Source organism: Neptunicella sp., from assembly GCF_048268085.1.
In the GTDB taxonomy this organism is placed as follows: domain Bacteria; phylum Pseudomonadota; class Gammaproteobacteria; order Enterobacterales; family Alteromonadaceae; genus Neptunicella.
Genome location: NZ_JBLWWF010000005.1, coordinates 1 through 17,057 on the forward strand (window position 1 = coordinate 1; position 17,057 = coordinate 17,057).

The 17,057-nt window shown below is 43.8% G+C and carries 18 protein-coding genes; 3 read left to right on the forward strand and 15 right to left on the reverse strand.

Annotated features, from left to right (window positions below; all coding sequences use genetic code 11):
• Positions 1-137: 137 nt before the first annotated feature.
• The 3 genes from ACTD55_RS05070 to ACTD55_RS05080 all read right to left on the reverse strand — a co-directional run bounded on the left by ACTD55_RS05070 (position 138) and on the right by ACTD55_RS05080 (position 1,661).
• Complete coding sequence (locus ACTD55_RS05070) at positions 138-692, reverse strand: hypothetical protein (protein ID WP_438863229.1); 555 nt, start codon at positions 690-692, stop codon at positions 138-140.
• Entirely contained in the window at positions 676-1,119 is a 444-nt protein-coding gene (locus ACTD55_RS05075) for a hypothetical protein (protein ID WP_438863230.1), read from the reverse strand. The genes ACTD55_RS05070 and ACTD55_RS05075 overlap by 17 nt, the downstream gene beginning before the upstream one ends.
• A 95-nt stretch (positions 1,120-1,214) precedes the next feature.
• Positions 1,215-1,661: a hypothetical protein gene (locus ACTD55_RS05080; protein WP_438863231.1), complete on the reverse strand. Its 447-nt coding sequence runs from the start codon at positions 1,659-1,661 to the stop codon at positions 1,215-1,217.
• A gap of 238 nt (positions 1,662-1,899) precedes the next feature.
• Between ACTD55_RS05080 and ACTD55_RS05085 the strand changes: the two genes are divergently transcribed.
• A complete protein-coding gene (locus ACTD55_RS05085; RefSeq protein WP_438863232.1) occupies positions 1,900-2,865 on the forward strand; it encodes an integron integrase in 966 nt (321 codons plus the stop codon).
• 180 nt (positions 2,866-3,045) lie between these two features.
• Here the strand turns inward: ACTD55_RS05085 and groL are convergent, their stop codons facing one another.
• The 8 genes from groL to ACTD55_RS05125 form a co-directional block, all read right to left on the reverse strand.
• Positions 3,046-4,692: a chaperonin GroEL gene (gene groL / locus ACTD55_RS05090; RefSeq protein ID WP_438863233.1), complete on the reverse strand. Its 1,647-nt coding sequence runs from the start codon at positions 4,690-4,692 to the stop codon at positions 3,046-3,048.
• A 49-nt stretch (positions 4,693-4,741) separates the two neighbouring features.
• Positions 4,742-5,032 carry a co-chaperone GroES gene (locus ACTD55_RS05095; protein ID WP_438863234.1) on the reverse strand — a complete coding sequence of 97 codons (291 nt, stop codon included), beginning with the start codon at positions 5,030-5,032 and terminating at the stop codon, positions 4,742-4,744.
• Between the two features lie 188 nt (positions 5,033-5,220).
• On the reverse strand, positions 5,221-5,796 hold the full coding sequence (locus ACTD55_RS05100; RefSeq protein WP_438863235.1) for a DUF502 domain-containing protein: 576 nt from the start codon (positions 5,794-5,796) through the stop codon (positions 5,221-5,223).
• A gap of 110 nt (positions 5,797-5,906) precedes the next feature.
• Positions 5,907-6,863 (reverse strand): DUF4862 family protein, encoded by a 957-nt coding sequence (locus ACTD55_RS05105; protein WP_438863236.1) that lies wholly within the window; start codon positions 6,861-6,863, stop codon positions 5,907-5,909.
• Between the two features lie 71 nt (positions 6,864-6,934).
• Positions 6,935-7,558 carry a YigZ family protein gene (locus ACTD55_RS05110; protein WP_438863237.1) on the reverse strand — a complete coding sequence of 208 codons (624 nt, stop codon included), beginning with the start codon at positions 7,556-7,558 and terminating at the stop codon, positions 6,935-6,937.
• Between the two features lie 46 nt (positions 7,559-7,604).
• Positions 7,605-8,735, reverse strand: a complete 1,131-nt coding sequence (locus ACTD55_RS05115) for an RNA polymerase sigma factor (protein WP_438863238.1) — start codon at positions 8,733-8,735, stop codon at positions 7,605-7,607.
• A complete protein-coding gene (locus ACTD55_RS05120) occupies positions 8,732-9,682 on the reverse strand; it encodes an alpha/beta fold hydrolase (RefSeq protein ID WP_438863239.1) in 951 nt (316 codons plus the stop codon). Before ACTD55_RS05120 ends, ACTD55_RS05115 begins: the two co-directional genes overlap by 4 nt.
• A 108-nt stretch (positions 9,683-9,790) precedes the next feature.
• The gene (locus ACTD55_RS05125; protein ID WP_438863240.1) at positions 9,791-10,972 is read right to left on the reverse strand and encodes an NAD(P)/FAD-dependent oxidoreductase; all 1,182 of its coding nucleotides are present in this window, start codon (positions 10,970-10,972) and stop codon (positions 9,791-9,793) included.
• Between the two features lie 248 nt (positions 10,973-11,220).
• Between ACTD55_RS05125 and ACTD55_RS05130 the strand changes: the two genes are divergently transcribed.
• Both ACTD55_RS05130 and ACTD55_RS05135 read left to right on the forward strand, forming a co-directional pair.
• The gene (locus ACTD55_RS05130) at positions 11,221-11,610 is read left to right on the forward strand and encodes a DUF3718 domain-containing protein (protein ID WP_438863241.1); all 390 of its coding nucleotides are present in this window, start codon (positions 11,221-11,223) and stop codon (positions 11,608-11,610) included.
• Between the two features lie 289 nt (positions 11,611-11,899).
• Positions 11,900-12,289 (forward strand): DUF3718 domain-containing protein, encoded by a 390-nt coding sequence (locus tag ACTD55_RS05135; protein ID WP_438863242.1) that lies wholly within the window; start codon positions 11,900-11,902, stop codon positions 12,287-12,289.
• A 117-nt stretch (positions 12,290-12,406) separates the two neighbouring features.
• On the opposite strand, the gene ACTD55_RS05140 is transcribed toward ACTD55_RS05135, so the two are convergent.
• From ACTD55_RS05140 to recG, 4 genes are all read right to left on the reverse strand, one after another.
• Complete coding sequence (locus ACTD55_RS05140) at positions 12,407-13,276, reverse strand: hypothetical protein (protein WP_438863243.1); 870 nt, start codon at positions 13,274-13,276, stop codon at positions 12,407-12,409.
• Between the two features lie 90 nt (positions 13,277-13,366).
• A complete protein-coding gene (locus ACTD55_RS05145) occupies positions 13,367-13,840 on the reverse strand; it encodes a peroxiredoxin (RefSeq protein WP_438863244.1) in 474 nt (157 codons plus the stop codon).
• Between the two features lie 236 nt (positions 13,841-14,076).
• Entirely contained in the window at positions 14,077-14,838 is a 762-nt protein-coding gene (locus ACTD55_RS05150) for a class I SAM-dependent methyltransferase (RefSeq protein ID WP_438863245.1), read from the reverse strand.
• Complete coding sequence (gene recG / locus ACTD55_RS05155; protein ID WP_438863246.1) at positions 14,831-16,906, reverse strand: ATP-dependent DNA helicase RecG; 2,076 nt, start codon at positions 16,904-16,906, stop codon at positions 14,831-14,833. The genes ACTD55_RS05150 and recG overlap by 8 nt, the downstream gene beginning before the upstream one ends.
• Positions 16,907-17,057 lie beyond the last annotated feature (151 nt).

Consider the following 17,057-nt stretch of genomic DNA (forward strand, 5'->3'; position numbering starts at 1 on the left):
TTTACTAAATATAAGATGCTCATTATCTCTCCAAGAATTTAACGCCCGCATAAGAAGCGGAGCAAATTGGACGAGTTTTGCGTCGTTGTTCTTTGCAAAAAGTCGGCCCATTTGTGTAGTCTGACTTTATGCGATTGTTATAACTCACTTACCATTTTATTAAATATATCAGGTGGATCAGGGTATATTTCTTGGCGTTTATTCGACCTTATTACCTGCCCGTATTTATTAAAAGTTAATTCAATAGTTTGATACTGAGTAAACACAACCTTAGTTGATTCGTTTGGTTTATCAGGGGAAGGCATAACTCGTTCAACAGGCTGCCCCGTATCTTTCGAAGATAAGTTTATAAATGTTGCAACTAACTCCGATTGGCCTTCAATGAGCTTTGAGTAATTTAACCTGATACCGAACAGAACTAGCTTTTTAGGATCAACATCAATGTATTTGCTATCTACAAAGCTTCTGGCTTGTTCCTCAATGAGATTTTCATCCAGCTCCGCTAGATTCCCAAATTCAGCAGACATTGAAAAGAACGAAACAAAAAGTAGTAAAGCAATCTTAAATCTATTCACCAAATTTCTCTGTGAGTTATAACGCTCCGCTAAACGGCGAGCGTTAGCGAGTCCGGTGGAGGCCGCGGTTTTTGCGGCCAGAACAAATTTAAGCGGCTTGTTAAATGGTTTTTTCAATTGTTTCGCCATTTGGATTTATATATTGGATGCCACTGAATGTTTTAGATGTGCCTGACCACTTTGCTTGTACAACTACCGGAAGCTCTAAGTTATTGCTAACAACAAATGACTTTAACCTTGCTAAATCTTCAGCGTTGGGCTCGGCAATACCGTACCAAAAAGAATACCATTGATCGCCAGCGATAATATTAAAAGCCTCGGAACCATCGTAAAACCCAAAACAAGATTTGCCATTGGCAAATTTAAACTCAGATAATTCTAGTTCAATTACGTGCTCTGAGAAATCAGGGTGATTATCTGGGATTACATGTTCAAACGCATCAAAACCCTCTTCATCGTTTTGGTAAAAACACCAACGATGAGCTTTTAAATCTTCGACGGTTATATCTTCTATTGCTTTAGGTTTGCACATTTCCTTTGCCATTTAACGCCGCGCTAAACGGCAAGTAGCACTTGGCTAAAATCAGCGAGGTACGAGCGCGAGCCAAGTGTTACGCGTCCGCCTTTTTAAGCGCATTGTTATAAGCACCTTGCTTGATTGCCAAATATTGCCCCTTCATATGGCGCAAGTGTTTGTATGTAGGTTATTGAGCTAAATGCGCTTCTAGTACTGAGAAAACGTTTTGAAGGATTAATTGCTTGAAATTTGCCTACAATCCTAACCAGTTTACCTTCGTATGCATCGTTTAACCTCTTAACTTGGGCTTCAGCATTTTCACTATCATAAGCTACTACCACAGCTTCAAAGGGCTGAGAAATACCATTTTCAAAAGCGCGCGCAATGTAACTTGCTTGATCAAGGTAAAGACGACCACCTTCAAACTCAATGCTAAGCACACCTACTGTTTGAATGCATTTTCCGTCATATTTTTCAGATGACGTTAGCAAACTTACGAAAGGCACTTTTTCAACAGCAACACTAGAAAATGCTGTCATCAATAAAAATATGCTGAGAAATTTACTCATATATAAAAGTGCTTATAACAACTTAATAGAAGGAATTAATCCCGTATTCGTGCCGGGTGAAATTCCTTCTTTCCTGATTTAGTTTTCTGACCATACTCTGGATATTTAACTAAATCAATTTCTTAGATACACATCATTTATGAGTCAAAAAACAAACAAGGCTTTTGACCCGCAAGTTTTTGAAAAACCCTCAAACCTAAACTACTGTATATAAATACACATTAATTTAGGATTAATCATGGCTTCCCAATTTTTAATTTATGTCGGTGAATTTATGCTTACGCGCCGATATGCCAAACGTACCATTAGTACTTATTTGTATTGGATTAAGTTTTTTATTTTGTTTCACCATAAACGCCATCCCAATGATATGGGTGATGCCGAGGTGGAGTCTTTCTTGAGTTATTTGGCTAATGAGCGTCATGTTGCAGTTAAAACACAAGCAACAGCATTAAATGCCATTTGCTTTTTATACCGTCAGATCATTCGCAAGCCGTTGTCTCAAGATATGCAATTCAACCAAGCAAGAACAGCACAAAAGTTACCCGTAGTTTTAACAACTCAAGAAGTTTACCAGTTACTCTTACACATTAATCCGCAACATAAGCTGTTAGCTCAGCTAATGTATGGTAGTGGATTGCGTCTGATGGAGGCGGCACGGTTACGCGTTCAAGATATTGATTTTGATTATCTTTCCGTTATGGTTTGGCAAGGAAAAGGCAATAAAAACCGTCGCACAACCTTAGCCACAGAAATGGTTTCGGCACTCAAAGAGCAAATGACTCAAGTGCAGCGCTATTTTGATTTTGATCTTCAAAATCCAGATTATGCCGGTGTTTGGTTACCCTACGCGTTAGCCAGAAAATATCCTGCTGCACCAAAACAACTGGGATGGCATTACCTCTTTCCTTCAAGCAGGCTCAGTATTGATCCTGAAAGTCATTTACATCGTCGTCACCATATTGACGAAACAACAGTACGCAAAGCGATTAAGTCGGCGGCTTACAAAGCCGGGATAGAAAAAAGAGTCACTTGCCATACCCTTAGACACAGCTTTGCGACTCATCTTTTAGAATCTGGTGCAGACATTCGCACTGTTCAAGAACAATTAGGCCATTCTGACGTTAAAACAACTCAAATTTACACTCATGTTTTACAACGTGGTGGTAATTCGGTGATCAGTCCACTTTCCAGAATTATATAATCATCAGCCAATAAAAAACCCGCCGAAGCGGGTTTTTTATGTTTATGCTACAAGCAAAACAAACTGCATGTATTTCACGCTGGAAAAATCAGTATTGGCAAGACGTTATAAGCGTAGTGTAGGTTTTCTTCTACATGAGCGAAATAACAACGCCGCCAAGGCTGATTTTAACCAGTGAAATTACATCATGCCGCCCATTCCACCCATACCACCCATGCCGCCCATATCAGGCATGGCTGGTGCATCTTCCTTTGGTGCATCGGCAATCATACATTCGGTGGTGATCATCAGGCTGGCAATTGAGGCAGCAAATTGCAGAGCTGAACGAGTCACTTTAGTTGGATCCAGAATACCCATTTCCAGCATGTCGCCGTAAGTATCGTTACCGGCATTGTAACCGTAGTTACCAGAACCGTTTTTCACTTCGTTGGTTACAACAGAGGCTTCGGCACCGGCATTAGCAGCGATTTGGCGCATTGGCGCTTCCATTGCACGTAAAGCTAATTTAATACCGTGAGTTTGATCTTCGTTGTCACCTTCCAAGCCTTGCAATTTAGACGCGGCACGTACCAGGGCAACACCACCACCAGCAACAACGCCTTCTTCAACGGCTGCACGAGTTGCATGTAATGCATCTTCAACGCGGGCTTTTTTCTCTTTCATTTCAACTTCGGTGGCAGCACCGACTTTGATCACCGCAACACCGCCAGCTAATTTAGCCAGACGCTCTTGCAGTTTTTCTTTATCGTAATCTGAAGTAGATTCTTCGATTTGAGCACGAATTTGACCACAACGAGCTTCGATGCTGTCTTGTTCACCGGCACCATCAACGATGGTCGTGTTGTCTTTGTTGATAACAACACGTTTAGCTGTACCCAGATCTTCCAGAGTAACTTTTTCCAGTTCCAAACCGATTTCTTCAGAAATCACCGTACCGCCAGTTAGCGTAGCGATGTCTTGTAACATGGCTTTACGACGGTCACCAAAACCTGGGGCTTTAACCGCAGCCACTTTAACGATACCGCGCATGTTGTTTACGACCAATGTTGCCAGTGCTTCACCTTCAACATCTTCGGCAATAATCAGTAATGGCTTGGACGCTTTAGCAACGGCTTCCAGAGTAGGTAGCATGTCACGGATATTGGAGATTTTTTTATCTACCAACAGGATGAATGGGCTGTCCAGTTCTACTGTGCCATTTTCCTGATTGTTCATGAAATAAGGAGATAAGTAACCACGGTCGAATTGCATACCTTCAACCACGTCCAATTCGTTCTGTAACGCTTGGCCTTCTTCAACGGTAATAACGCCTTCTTTACCTACTTTGTCCATTGCTTCGGCAATGATTTGACCCACTTCGGTATCAGAGTTAGCAGAGATAGTACCTACCTGAGCAATGGCTTTAGAATCGGCACATGGAGAAGACAATTCTTTTAATTCAGCAACCGCAGCAATAACCGCTTTGTCGATACCACGTTTCAGATCCATCGGGTTCATACCCGCAGCAACGGCTTTTAAACCTTCGCTAACGATAGCTTGAGCTAATACTGTTGCAGTTGTAGTTCCGTCACCGGCTTCATCATTGGCTTTGGAAGCAACTTCCTTAACCATTTGAGCGCCCATGTTTTCGAACTTGTCTTCTAATTCAATTTCTTTAGCAACTGAAACACCATCTTTAGTGATAGTAGGCGCGCCAAAAGACTTGTCTAAAACAACGTTACGACCTTTAGGACCTAGAGTAACTTTTACCGCATTGGCTAATACGTTAACACCGGCCAACATCTTGGCACGTGCGTCACCAGAAAAACGAACTTCTTTAGCTGACATAATTAATTTCCTCTTTAAATTCTGTTTCTAACTGTGGATGAAAGGGCTGTTATTCAACTACAGCCAAAATGTCGCTTTCACTTAAGATAAGCACTTCTTCACCATCCAACTTCTCGGTTTTAACACCGTAGCCATCGTTGAAAATTACGATGTCGCCAATTTTTACATCAAGGGCTCTGACTTCGCCGTTATCCAATAAACGACCATTACCCACGGCAACAACTTCTCCGCGAGTTGATTTTTCTGCGGCAGAGCCAGTTAAAACGATACCGCCAGCAGACTTAGATTCCTGCTCTTGACGCTTGATAATTACACGATCATGTAAAGGACGGATTGCCATTTTCAAATCTCCTGAAAATTCCAGTAATTTCTAGTTAATAACCCCGCGATGCGGGAATTTGATGATGTAATGGCAACATTACCAATACACCGAAAATTTGTACTGCAAGACCAAATGGGGGTGTTACGGATGAACTCAAGGGGCAAACGATAAATTTTTTACAAAAATTTTATCGTTTGTGACATAAATCAACGTTCGGGCTTATCGGCTTTAGCTCCAGCAGTGAGTGCTAAACGCATTGCTTCCTCGACGCCAATATCCAGTGGTGTGAGTTTATCGCGATGAATATAAACGGTATGCCCGCCAATTTGATAACTCAACGGGATATACACACCAATGCGATCATCGCCGGGATACAAGCGCTGACCGGTTTTTTCACCAGTAATAAAACCGATGACCCGCATATCATTACCTACATCTACCGACACCACACTTTGCATCTCGCCATCGCGGCTAAGATTAAATACGGTAATAATGTCCTGAATCGCACCATAAACCGATTTAACCAAAGGTATTTTGATCAAAAGCTTATTGCCCAATCCAATTAACCAGCGAATGCCGTAAAGGTTGATCACCAACCCCACCAACAATAAAAAGATCAGGCCGGCCAATAATCCCATCCCGGAAAAATAATATTGTGCCGGTATAACCGGTTGCAGTAATGCCTCAAGCGTTGAAACCAGCCAATAAATAAAATAGATGGTTAACCCTAACGGCAGCACGGCCATTAAGCCCTTGAGTATTAAGGTCAGTAATTTATTCATTCAGATTTACGTCCTACATAGTTCTTCATTTTGTTGCCCCGCAAAGCGAGTCACTCGCCTTACATGTATTAGCTGTTTTACCTGTTACCACCAAATCAATAACCTTAACGCTAACTCCAACGCTGCAAAATTCCTAAGCCATCACGAATATAGCCAATTCGATCTGCGAGCGAAGTATCACGGGGTCGAATACCCAACTTTATTCCTACAATCGATAACGTATTGGCGTCCGCAAGGGTTAAGCATTGATGCATTTGCGACTCGGTCATTAACGAATGGGCAGCACCAAACGTGACTTTATCAGACGGTGCCGGCGGCATGTGCGTGTCTTTCCATACCCCATATTCAGTGTCTTGATCAGAGGCGCCAGAAAACATCACACCGGACAATAATCCGTCATCTTTGGCCTGTTGAATATGCTGCAGCGCACCATCTGGATGGCGCAGTTCCAATACCGAACGCCCCCAGTTAATCACAATACCTATCGGCGTTTGAGATTGCTGGTTAACGGCTTGAAGTACCTGAATTTCGGCATCCAAACTTAAAAATCCCTTGGCTGGTGTTTGACCCGCTACCAAGGTATCGCAATGTTCAATAACCAGCTGCGCACCATGCCAATTCCAGCTAAGCATGGTGCTGAGTGAAGCTTGCAAAGCGGCAGCCGAAGCCAAGGCGTTATTTTGATTAGGGGCGGTTTGAATTTGAATCGCCTTTACCGCATTACGGCCAAGGTGAGCATTAAGTTTACCAATGGCATCACAGGCTTGTTGCATAAAAGTGAGCGCAGCTGCACGACCATTTTCATTCTCTGATGCCAGGCCAAAATGCGGGTTTTGGCTTAAGGCATTCATAATGCCCGGTACACAGGTAAAAACATAATCCCAAGCCGGATCAATATTATCTAAAAACCATTGGTCATCATGGGGGTGCAATGATCCAACAAAAGGATGTTCCAGTCCTTTGAGTTGTTTTAAAGTTTTGAGCTGCTGGTAGTACTCGGATTCCAGAGTGGCATTCCAACCGGAAGTGTTAGGAGAGCTTGCATAAGCACCAACAAAATAAGCCATGTATTAAATCCGCTTAAGATAAGTCAAACCGGCAGATTAACACGACTAGACAGCCAAACCAGCGTCTATTTTTATGCTTTAGCGGGATTTTTAGCGATTTGTATATTACCCGCCGTCAGATTGACTAGTTCTGTTTTAAGAGGATCCACATCGGTATCGGCTACCGCTAATTGCAACGTGATTTGCTCGGCATATTCGGCCTGAATATCGGTCACGTCGTAACGTTCAAATAAACGGACAATGGCACCATCATCTGCATAATCATAAATAACTTGTAACCCGGTACGACTGACTTTTTGGCTAACGGGTAACTCAGCTAATACCTGTGCGACTGCATCCGAATAAGCGCGTTGTAATCCGCCAGTGCCTAATTTTACCCCACCAAAATAACGTACCACCGCAACCACCACATCACCTAATCCACTGTGTTGCAATACTTTAAGCATCGGCATCCCTGCCGTACCACTAGGCTCACCGTCATCACTCATGGAACGCACCGTGGTATTCGGTGCTCCGGCAATATAGGCCCAGCATACATGATTAGCCTGTGGATGTTGTTCGCGCAGGGAGCGAATAAACTGCTCAGCTTCTTCGCGGCTGGCCGCGTTGGCGGCAAAAGTTAAAAACTTGCTGCGTTTAATTTCTAACTCGGTTTGCCACGTTTGGGCAGGGACAGGGTAGCTTAATTTGCTCAATATATTTAACTTCCTTACACCATCAACAGGATCAGGATTGCCACCGCTACAGCGGCAATCGTCCACTATTTATCAAGCCAATCAGCATACCAGCAAAACCACCACCAAACCCCAGTAGCGCACCAAACCAGTAGCAAATATCAATACGCAAGCGCATACGTTTTTGCTTGAGGGTTGGTTCGCCGCGCTCACAGACTTCTGTGGAAACAAAATTGCGTAATTTTGTCACTTTAAAAAACAGCACGCTGGCAAACAACAAATAGGCAGCTACCGGTGCCCACCAGCCCGTGGTGAGTTCGTAACTTAGGGTGATTAAGATGGCACTAAACATTAACCACAAGGTAACCTTTTTGCGGTAATCCAAAATATGGGATTTTGCCTCGTCGCTGGACACTTTTTTGAGTAAAAACATCGTGCTGAAACGTACCGCCACCACCCCAAACAATGCGCCTATCATCGAGCCACCTAACAAAGCGGCCAGTTTGCCCCAAAAACCGGATTTACCGCTTGCGGCAGCCGATCCTATGGCGGCGGCAGCGGCAGGGGAGCTGGTGGTAATTGCCCCCAAGACTAACGCGCTAAAGCCAACGGCCGGTGCAGTAGAAAGCAGTAGTCGTCCATATTTGGCCAGTATTTGTTGCTGTAATAATTGTCTGACCCGCGATAACTTTTGACGCACGTTCGCTTCGCTTTGCTCCAACAATCTGGCAACCTGCTGGCTGGATTGTTCTTCGCGATAATACAGCAGCACAATTTCGCGACTTTCTTCCGGTAGCCTGTGCACAAAATCACTCACAATCACTGACTGTTGCTGGCGTTGTAAGCTGATATCCAGATCGCCATCAGGATCACAAAATTGCGCAAGTAATTCATCGGCCTGTTGACCATTTACCTTTTGGTTAACTTTGTGATCGCGTAAAAAATTCAGCGCTTTATAGCGCGTCATCTGTCTTAACCAAGGCAAAATACTGGCGCTATTTTGCAAAGTTGATAATTGCTGCCAGGCACCGATATACACCAGCTGAGCGACATCTTCACTATTATCAATATCTTTTACGATGGATAATGCAATACTACTAACCATATTACTGGTTTGTTGAATAAGACGAGCAAAGGCTTGCTGATCACCGTCTTGAGCTAAAACCACATCTGCGTATAACGCATCATTCAAACTCATAGTGCCGTCTCCAAAAATTCCACTACTTGTTTAGTCAGCCAGTTTGGATCATCTAGCATAATAAAGTGTCGGGACTGGTTGTTCATCACGAGTTTAGCTTGAGGTAATGCGGCCAATTGTTGCTGATATAACTGTTTTGCCGCCTGTTTTTGAGCCTTTTCGGTTAAGCCGCCTGTAGCGCCTAACAGCAATAATGGCGTGTTAATTTTGCCAATGTCCTGACGCAAATCGGTACTTAACAAGGTAAAAAGCGCTTCTCCTACCGTAGCAGGATCGGATGGTTCTATCATCGCCATCACGGTATTTTGCGCCTCAACACTGGTGGCCTGATGGGATAAGCCATAGCGACTTTGCATACTCAGTTGTTGTGAAGTCATTGCACTATACATATCTCTCATTTGTGCCGCCTGGCTAGCTAAACTCTCCACCGTTGATGTATTGGTTTGGGTAAATACTGGGCCAATAAAGGGCAAACCGTCAACCGATATAATCGGCCCCACCGAGTCTGGCGCACCAGCCGCCACCCACATGGCCATAAAGCCCCCCAGGCTATGACCAATAATGGCCGGTTTATCCAGTTTATTCTGTTCAATATAATCAAGTAACTGCTGTTTTAACTTGAGTAACGAAGGATTTGAAACGGCTGGTGTATCAGCAAAACCGGCAATGTTAACCAGATGAAGCTGGTAACGTTTTTCCAATACCCGACTTAAATCATTCCACACTCGCGCATCTGACATTAAACCCGGAATTAAAATAACCGCTTTACCCTGGCCTGTTACGCTTACGGTAAACTGTTTTGTCTCGTTGTGATCAGGTAATTCAGATGCCGTTGCCAAACCACTGAACAATAATTGGCAAAATATCGTCGCGATAAACGCAACAATAAAAGGGAGCCTAAACTGGCGGGGTTGGGTGACTGTTGTTGCCTTAACTAAAACATTCATAATGAAGCATTCCTATAAGTTAATTGTGATGGTTAACTTAAAGGCACGGGCAACGAGAAAAGTGTGACAAATTTTTTTATTTTGCTCTCAATAAATCCCAGTTCAATATTACACCTCTTGTCCCGCAACCCAGCCACTACTCCAGGCCCACTGAAAATTGAACCCTCCCAACCAGCCGGTTACATCGACCACTTCACCGATAAAATACAAACCATCAACGTCTTTGGCCATCATGGTTTTGGAGGAAAGTTGATCGACATTGACTCCGCCCAGTGTAACTTCGGCGGTTCGATAACCTTCAGTGCCATTCGGTTTGAGTTGCCATGCGGTAAACGCTTCTGCAACCTGTTCCAGTTGCTTGCCCTGATATTGTTTTAGCGGCTTATTGTCCAGCGCAAAATAGCTCACTGCGGTTTGCACAAAACGCTTAGGGTAGAACTGTGACAAAGCAGTAGACAGCAATATATCCGGTTGTTGTGTTTGCGCCTTGACTAGTTCAGCGAGTAAGTCGCCATTAGGAAACAAATTAAATTCTACCGCCTGACCGGGTTGCCAATAGGAAGATATTTGTAATACCGCCGGGCCGCTGAGGCCGCGATGAGTAAACAAAATATTTTCTTTAAACAGCGTATTATTGCACTCGGCGCTGGCATCCAGCGAGATACCGCTTAATTCAGCCAATACGCTTTTATCCTGCTCGTGTAAGGTAAAAGGCACCAACCCGGCACAGGTTGGCTTAACCGATAAGCCAAACTGCTCGGCTATTTTATAGCCGAAGGGACTGGCTCCCAGTTTTGGCATGGATAAACCACCGGTAGCAATCACCAGCGATTCACATTGATATTGACCGTGGCTGCTCTCAAGAGTGAAACCGTTGCTGTGCTTGTCGATACTTTGTACCGCACAACTTGATTGCACTTTGACACCAGCCTTGTCGCACTCACTCAGTAACAAGTTAACAATCTGTTTGGCGGAATCGTCACAAAACAGCTGGCCTAAGGTTTTTTCGTGATAGGCGATACCATAATCGCTGACCAAACCGATAAAATCCCATTGGCTGTATCGACTCAGTGCCGATTTACAATAATGAGGATTATCCGACAGGAAGTTTTCTGGCTCCGCATACATATTGGTAAAATTGCAACGCCCACCTCCGGACATCAGAATTTTGCCACCAATACGTTTGGCGTGATCCAGCACCAGCACTTTTCGACCCCGTTTGCCCGCCTGAGCCGCACAAAATAACCCAGCCGCACCGGCTCCAATAATAATAACGTCAACTTGCTGCATGTTACCGACTTGCTTCCTTAAAATTTTTATGGGGTGGCTTTTTCTTTCAACCCCCGCTAACGCGATGAATATTAAAGATAAAAATCGCTTCCCTATTCTACTTCAAATCCCCGCCAGACGCGCGCTAAAAAGAATAGGTATAAAGTTACATACATAGGTACTTTCGTTCCATCTATGCGATTTTCGCAACCGGACGTATGATGCGCGCCGTCAAGACAATTCAACTTACAAATTAATGAGGCATTACCATGAAAAAATTAACTCTTATCGCAGCTGTAGCAAGTGTTTTAGCCACTCCTTTTAGCTTTGCTGACGTGAATGAAGATCTACAAAATATCTGCACTATCGTTAAAAACAACGATAAAGGTGAGTTACGTAAAAAAATGCGTTCTGTACAAAACGATTACAACTTGCGTTTAGGTGATTTTTACACTGGCGTATCTTGTGGTGGTAGCAGCTTAATCCGCTACTCAATGCAGAATAATGCGACCGATGTAGGTACATACATCATCAAAAAAATGTCTAAAAAAGATCTGGCCCAAGCTGAAGCTGACGGCATGCCAGTTCAACAATGGGCTGAAGCAAACGGTTTTATTGATACTGAAATCGGTAAAGAGTTAATTGCTCGCTTAAACTAATTGGGGGTCACTCGTCAGATTGTCTTGACGCCTCGACGACGAGTGACATATCCCCCCAAGGCGTCTACTCAAAGGGCTTTTTAGCCCTTTTTTATTATTAACCAGATCGTTTGTTAGTGTATTCGATCCATTTATCGGCCGTTACCTTTCCCACTCTTCACCACTTCTCATTGGTATTATTTTATATACCTATGTGTATTTTTACCCCCTGTAAGAATCATTTCAGCCCGATAGGATAGTTTCCGTCAAGGCAGTTTAGATTAATTAAAAATTTACAGAGGCAAGTATTATGAAAAAGTTATTAACTATCGCAGCATTATCTACCGTATTAGTCGCTCCAATGAGCTTTGCAGACGTGAACGAAGATTTGCAAAACATTTGTACTATTGTGAAAAACAATGACAAAGGTGAGCTTCGTAAAAAAATGCGTTCAGTAAAACGTGATTACAACCTGCGTTTGGGCGATTTTTATAACGGTGTATCTTGTGGTGGCAACAGCCTAATACGCTATTCAATGCAGAATGCATCGGTAGATGTTGGCACTTATATGATTAAAAAAATGTCTAAAAGTGATTTAGCCCAAGCCGAAGCGGATGGTATGGCTATTCAACAATGGGCAGAAACAAACGGTTATATCGAAACTGAAATCGGTAAAGAGTTGCTTGATCGTTTGAACTAATTGGGGGCCACCCACCAGATTGTCTTGACGCCTCGACGGTGGGTGGTGTTAACCCTAAGGCGTCATATCCGAATTCGGATATTATTTAAACTACAAAAAGAGCCTTCGGGCTCTTTTTTAGTTTTCAGAGAGATGTTCAGCATGCAATGTAACGGAAGGATCCAATGCCTGACGGCTTTGTAAACTCAGCGTTGGATTGTGCAGAGTGATAATTGTCCGTTGATCGATTTTGGCTTTTATTACCGCATCACGAATAAAGTGGTATTGTTCTAGCAATTTTTCATGCTCACCGCTTTCCACCACTAGACGTAAACCTTTTTCAATACGCTCTGCCAATAAGTGATTATGTGAATTCACAAAGAAAAACATTGGCGCGGGATAATACAGAAGCAGATGTTCTTCCACAGTGACCCCATCGTAACTATCTACCTCATCCCATATTTCTTGCAAACCCCGTGGGAAATAGTCAAAACGACCCGCCTTAAGCATGCCCAAAAGAGTCGATGCTGGAGCTGTTAACACGTTAAATCCATTGGCTTTTAATATTTGCGTATCTGGCCAGTCATAGGCCTGACCTGCCCATTTCTGCTTTAATTGCTGTTCAGTAATAGCGTCAAACTTGCTTTGTGTTCCCTGTGGTATCATTAATAATCGATAGCCCATAATTCCTTTTATCAGCGGGATCCGAATGGGAAGTAATTGCTGCTCCCGTTCTTCGGATGTCATCGTCCAGATCACATCGAGGGCTTTGCCTTCTTTTAATAATTCAATCGCTCTACCCTGAAAAACGCCTACTGACACTGGCACTAACTGATAATCACCATACTCTTGTTGGGTAGCATGAAGACTAAGGTTAAGCAGATCAGCATAAAAAAGGTCACGAAAATCGTCCTGATTGCTATGGCTAATATGTCGAATGACATTAGGATCGGCTTTAAGCGGATTAATTAGTACAAAAAAGAGAAGTAAAAACGTCAGGTATCTCATCAATGATTAAAAGTATCTGTCCTAGATACTTTTAATCATAATATAAAATGTTCGGATTGATAGACCAATCCCGTATCTATTTAGGTTTGTTTAGACAAGTGCCAACATACTTTCAGCATCGCTGACTTCAAACTCCTTGGGTTTTTCTATATTAAGCACCTTAACCACACCATCTTCCACCAGCATGGCATAACGTCCTGAGCGCACGCCACCAAATGTACCGGTGTCGGTGTCCAACCCTATTGCTTGGGTAAATGCTGCACCACCGTCGGCCAACATCATAATATGTTCCGCGTTTTGGGATTTACCCCAGGCTTCCATTACAAACGCATCGTTTACCGCTACACAAATGATTTGATCGACTCCTTTAGCCTCAAATTTATCCGCCAATGCAACATAACCAGGTAGATGGGCATTCGAGCAGGTTGGTGTAAAAGCGCCAGGTACCGCAAATAACACCACTTTCTTGTTGGCAAACAAATCGTCAGTGGTTGGATTGCTGGCCTCACCATTTTGGCGCAATGAAAAAGTAACGTCGGGTAATTTTTGGTTAACTTGTATCATATAAATTCCTTAAGCATTGATAATAAGCCCTAATGACCTATTGAGTGTGTGAGTCAGGATTACCATTATAAAGATGGACAGGTAACTGAGTTATCCGTTCATTTTTTCTGAGCCATCAAAACTTGTGGTACGGTTTAAAGCAATGACTGTTTGCCTATTCGATTAATTTAACATTAAAACCGATCGATACAGGCATCATACTTTGCGAGTCTTTTATAGTAGTTTAAAGATAGCGCTCAGTGGTGCTTCAAATAAATATCAAAGCGGTTGGCTTTCCCGGTCATTTCAATATCAGGCTTACGCTGGGCAAGATAAGGGGCACCAGCGGGACGTTTGACTACCACTCTCTTTTTCGCGAGAGCGAGGGCGGGGCCAAGTAACAGATCGGCGTCTTCATCGGGCCCTAACAATTGCTGGAATAAACGCATTTCTTTTTTGACCATAGCGGATTTTTTACGGTGTGGAAACATCGGATCCAAATACACCACATCAGGGTTATCTTGCTGCCAACGTTGCATTACTTCAACAGCAAAACCGTCCAGCAATTGCATGCGTTGAGCAAACCAGTCAGCCAAATCCGGATGCAAACAAGCGCGCCGAATACCATCCTCTAACAACGCGGCAACGACGGTTGAACGTTCTATCATCTGCACCTGGCAGCCTAAACTGGCCAGAATAAATGCATCACGCCCCAGTCCTGCGGTGCAATCAAGTACCGTAGGCCGTTCAGCGGTTTTAATTCCCACGGCTTTGGCGACCGCTTCCTTTTTGCCCCCACCATGTTGACGACGATACGTCATGGCATCGCTGGCAAAATCCACTAAGACTCCACCGATTTTCGGTTCATCCAATTGCTTTAGCTGCAAGCCGGTATCGCCAAAGGTTAATACCAGACCAGTGTTGGCCTGACGTACTAGGGTAAAGCCTCTTTTTGCCGCAATGTTTTCAGCCAGTTCTAGGTAGGCTTTATCTTCGACCATTAATAAAAAATCAGGCATGACCATAATCTTCCCGATGAGCTAACCAGCGATTAATAATTGCCTGAGCATGAGAGGGATATTCGTGCCAAATTTTATGCGCCAACTCCAATACTTGCGGGATCAGTTCAGCATCACGCACTAAATCGGCTATTTTCAAATCGGCAAGCCCGGTTTGCTTGGTACCCAATAATTCCCCCGGTCCGCGAATTTCCAAATCGCGCTGGGCTATTAAGAAACCGTCATTACTTTCCCGCAGTACCGCCAAACGTAAATTGGCCGTTTTGGATAATGGATGTTGATATAACAATACACAATGACTCTCTACCGATCCCCGACCCACTCGTCCTCGTAACTGATGCAGTTGCGCCAGCCCTAGTCGCTCAGGATTTTCAATTATCATTAAACTGGCATTGGGTACATCTACCCCCACTTCAATAACGGTTGTGGCCACCAATAAATCCAGTTCAGCGTCTTTAAACTGCTGCATAATCGCCTGTTTTTCTTTGGGTTTAAGGCGGCCATGTACCAGACCGACACGCAGATCCGGTAAAGCAGTGTTTAATGCAATAGCGGTATCTTCGGCAGCTTGACACTGCAATACATCGGATTCTTCGATTAACGTGCACACCCAATAAATTTGTCGCTTTTCGGTAAGTGCGGCCTGCTTGACCCGTTCAATAATTTCACCACGGCGACTATCCGGCACCACCACAGTTTTGACTGGTGTTCGCCCGGGGGGCAATTCATCAATAATAGAGGTATCCAAATCTGCGTAGGCGGTCATGGCTAATGTACGTGGAATAGGGGTGGCAGTCATAATCAGCTGGTGTGGATACATGCCTTGTTGTTGTCCCTTTTCCCGCAGTGCTAAACGCTGATGCACCCCAAAGCGATGCTGTTCATCCACAATCACCAACGCCAAATGTTGAAATTGGACTTGCTGCTGAAAAATCGCATGAGTGCCCACTAACATTTGAATGTCACCGTTGGCTAAATTTTCCAGCACCGCTTCACGAGCTTTACCTTTGAGCTTACCGGCCAACCAGCCTATTTTGATACCTAAAGGCTCAAGCCACTGGCTAAAATTATTGGCGTGTTGCTCGGCTAATAATTCGGTAGGGGCCATTAATCCCACCTGATAACCTTGACTCAAGGCTGATAACGCCGCCAATGCTGCCACTAGGGTTTTACCGGATCCTACATCCCCCTGCACTAATCGCATCATCGGTTTTTGTGCTGCCATATCATGCTGAATTTCGGCCACCACCCGCTGCTGTGCAGCAGTGGGGGAGAAAGGTAACAAATCCAAAAATTGATTAATCAGTGATTGATCGGTTTGAATAGCAATCGCCTGATGCTGATCACTTTGTTGACGCACTTTCAGTACGCTTAAGTGATGGGCCAGTAATTCTTCCATTACCAGACGACGTTGTGCCGGATGCTTGCCTTCTTGCAATAACGATAACCCGACATCCGGTGGAGGTCGGTGCACCAGGTTGAGCGCCTCGGGTAAGGATATTTGATCCTGATATAACCCCGTGGGCAATAACTCAGTAAGACCCTGTTTGTTCAGAAAAGCTAATGCCTGTTCGGTTAAATTACGCAAACTAATTTGCTTTAGCCCTTCGGTAGTTGGATAGACTGGGGTCAACGCTTCTTCCAATGGTTTAACCTGACTATCATCCTGCAATTTATATTCAGGATGCATCATTTCCAGTCCGTATTTTCCAGCCCGGATCTCACCAAAACAGCGAATGGTTTTACCCATCTGCAAGTTGTTCTTCTGCGCAGCTGTAAAATGAAAAAAGCGCAAACTGATACTACCGGTACCATCACTGACACGCACTACCAACATGCGGCGACGGGCAAATGTAATATCAACAGCTTGGATGGTGGCTTCAATACTGGCGTGAATATGCGGCATTAAATCGGCGATCGGATAAACCCGGGTACGATCTTCATAACGATTGGGTAGATGAAACAACAAGTCCTGAACCGTCACTAGTCCTAACTTGGCTAACTTCTCGGCAACTTTACTGCCAACGCCTTTTAGTTCAGTTAGAGGTGTATGAGCGGGTGAATGCATTCCATGTCTATTTTACTAATGAAGCCTTGGCGGCATCATACAACAATTGCCTGAATAGGCGCAGTTGGAAAGTTAATTTTTATATAATCTTTGCTGTTATTGCTGAACACTGGATTGGCTGCTGCCTAACAACGATTATTTTTCCCACTAA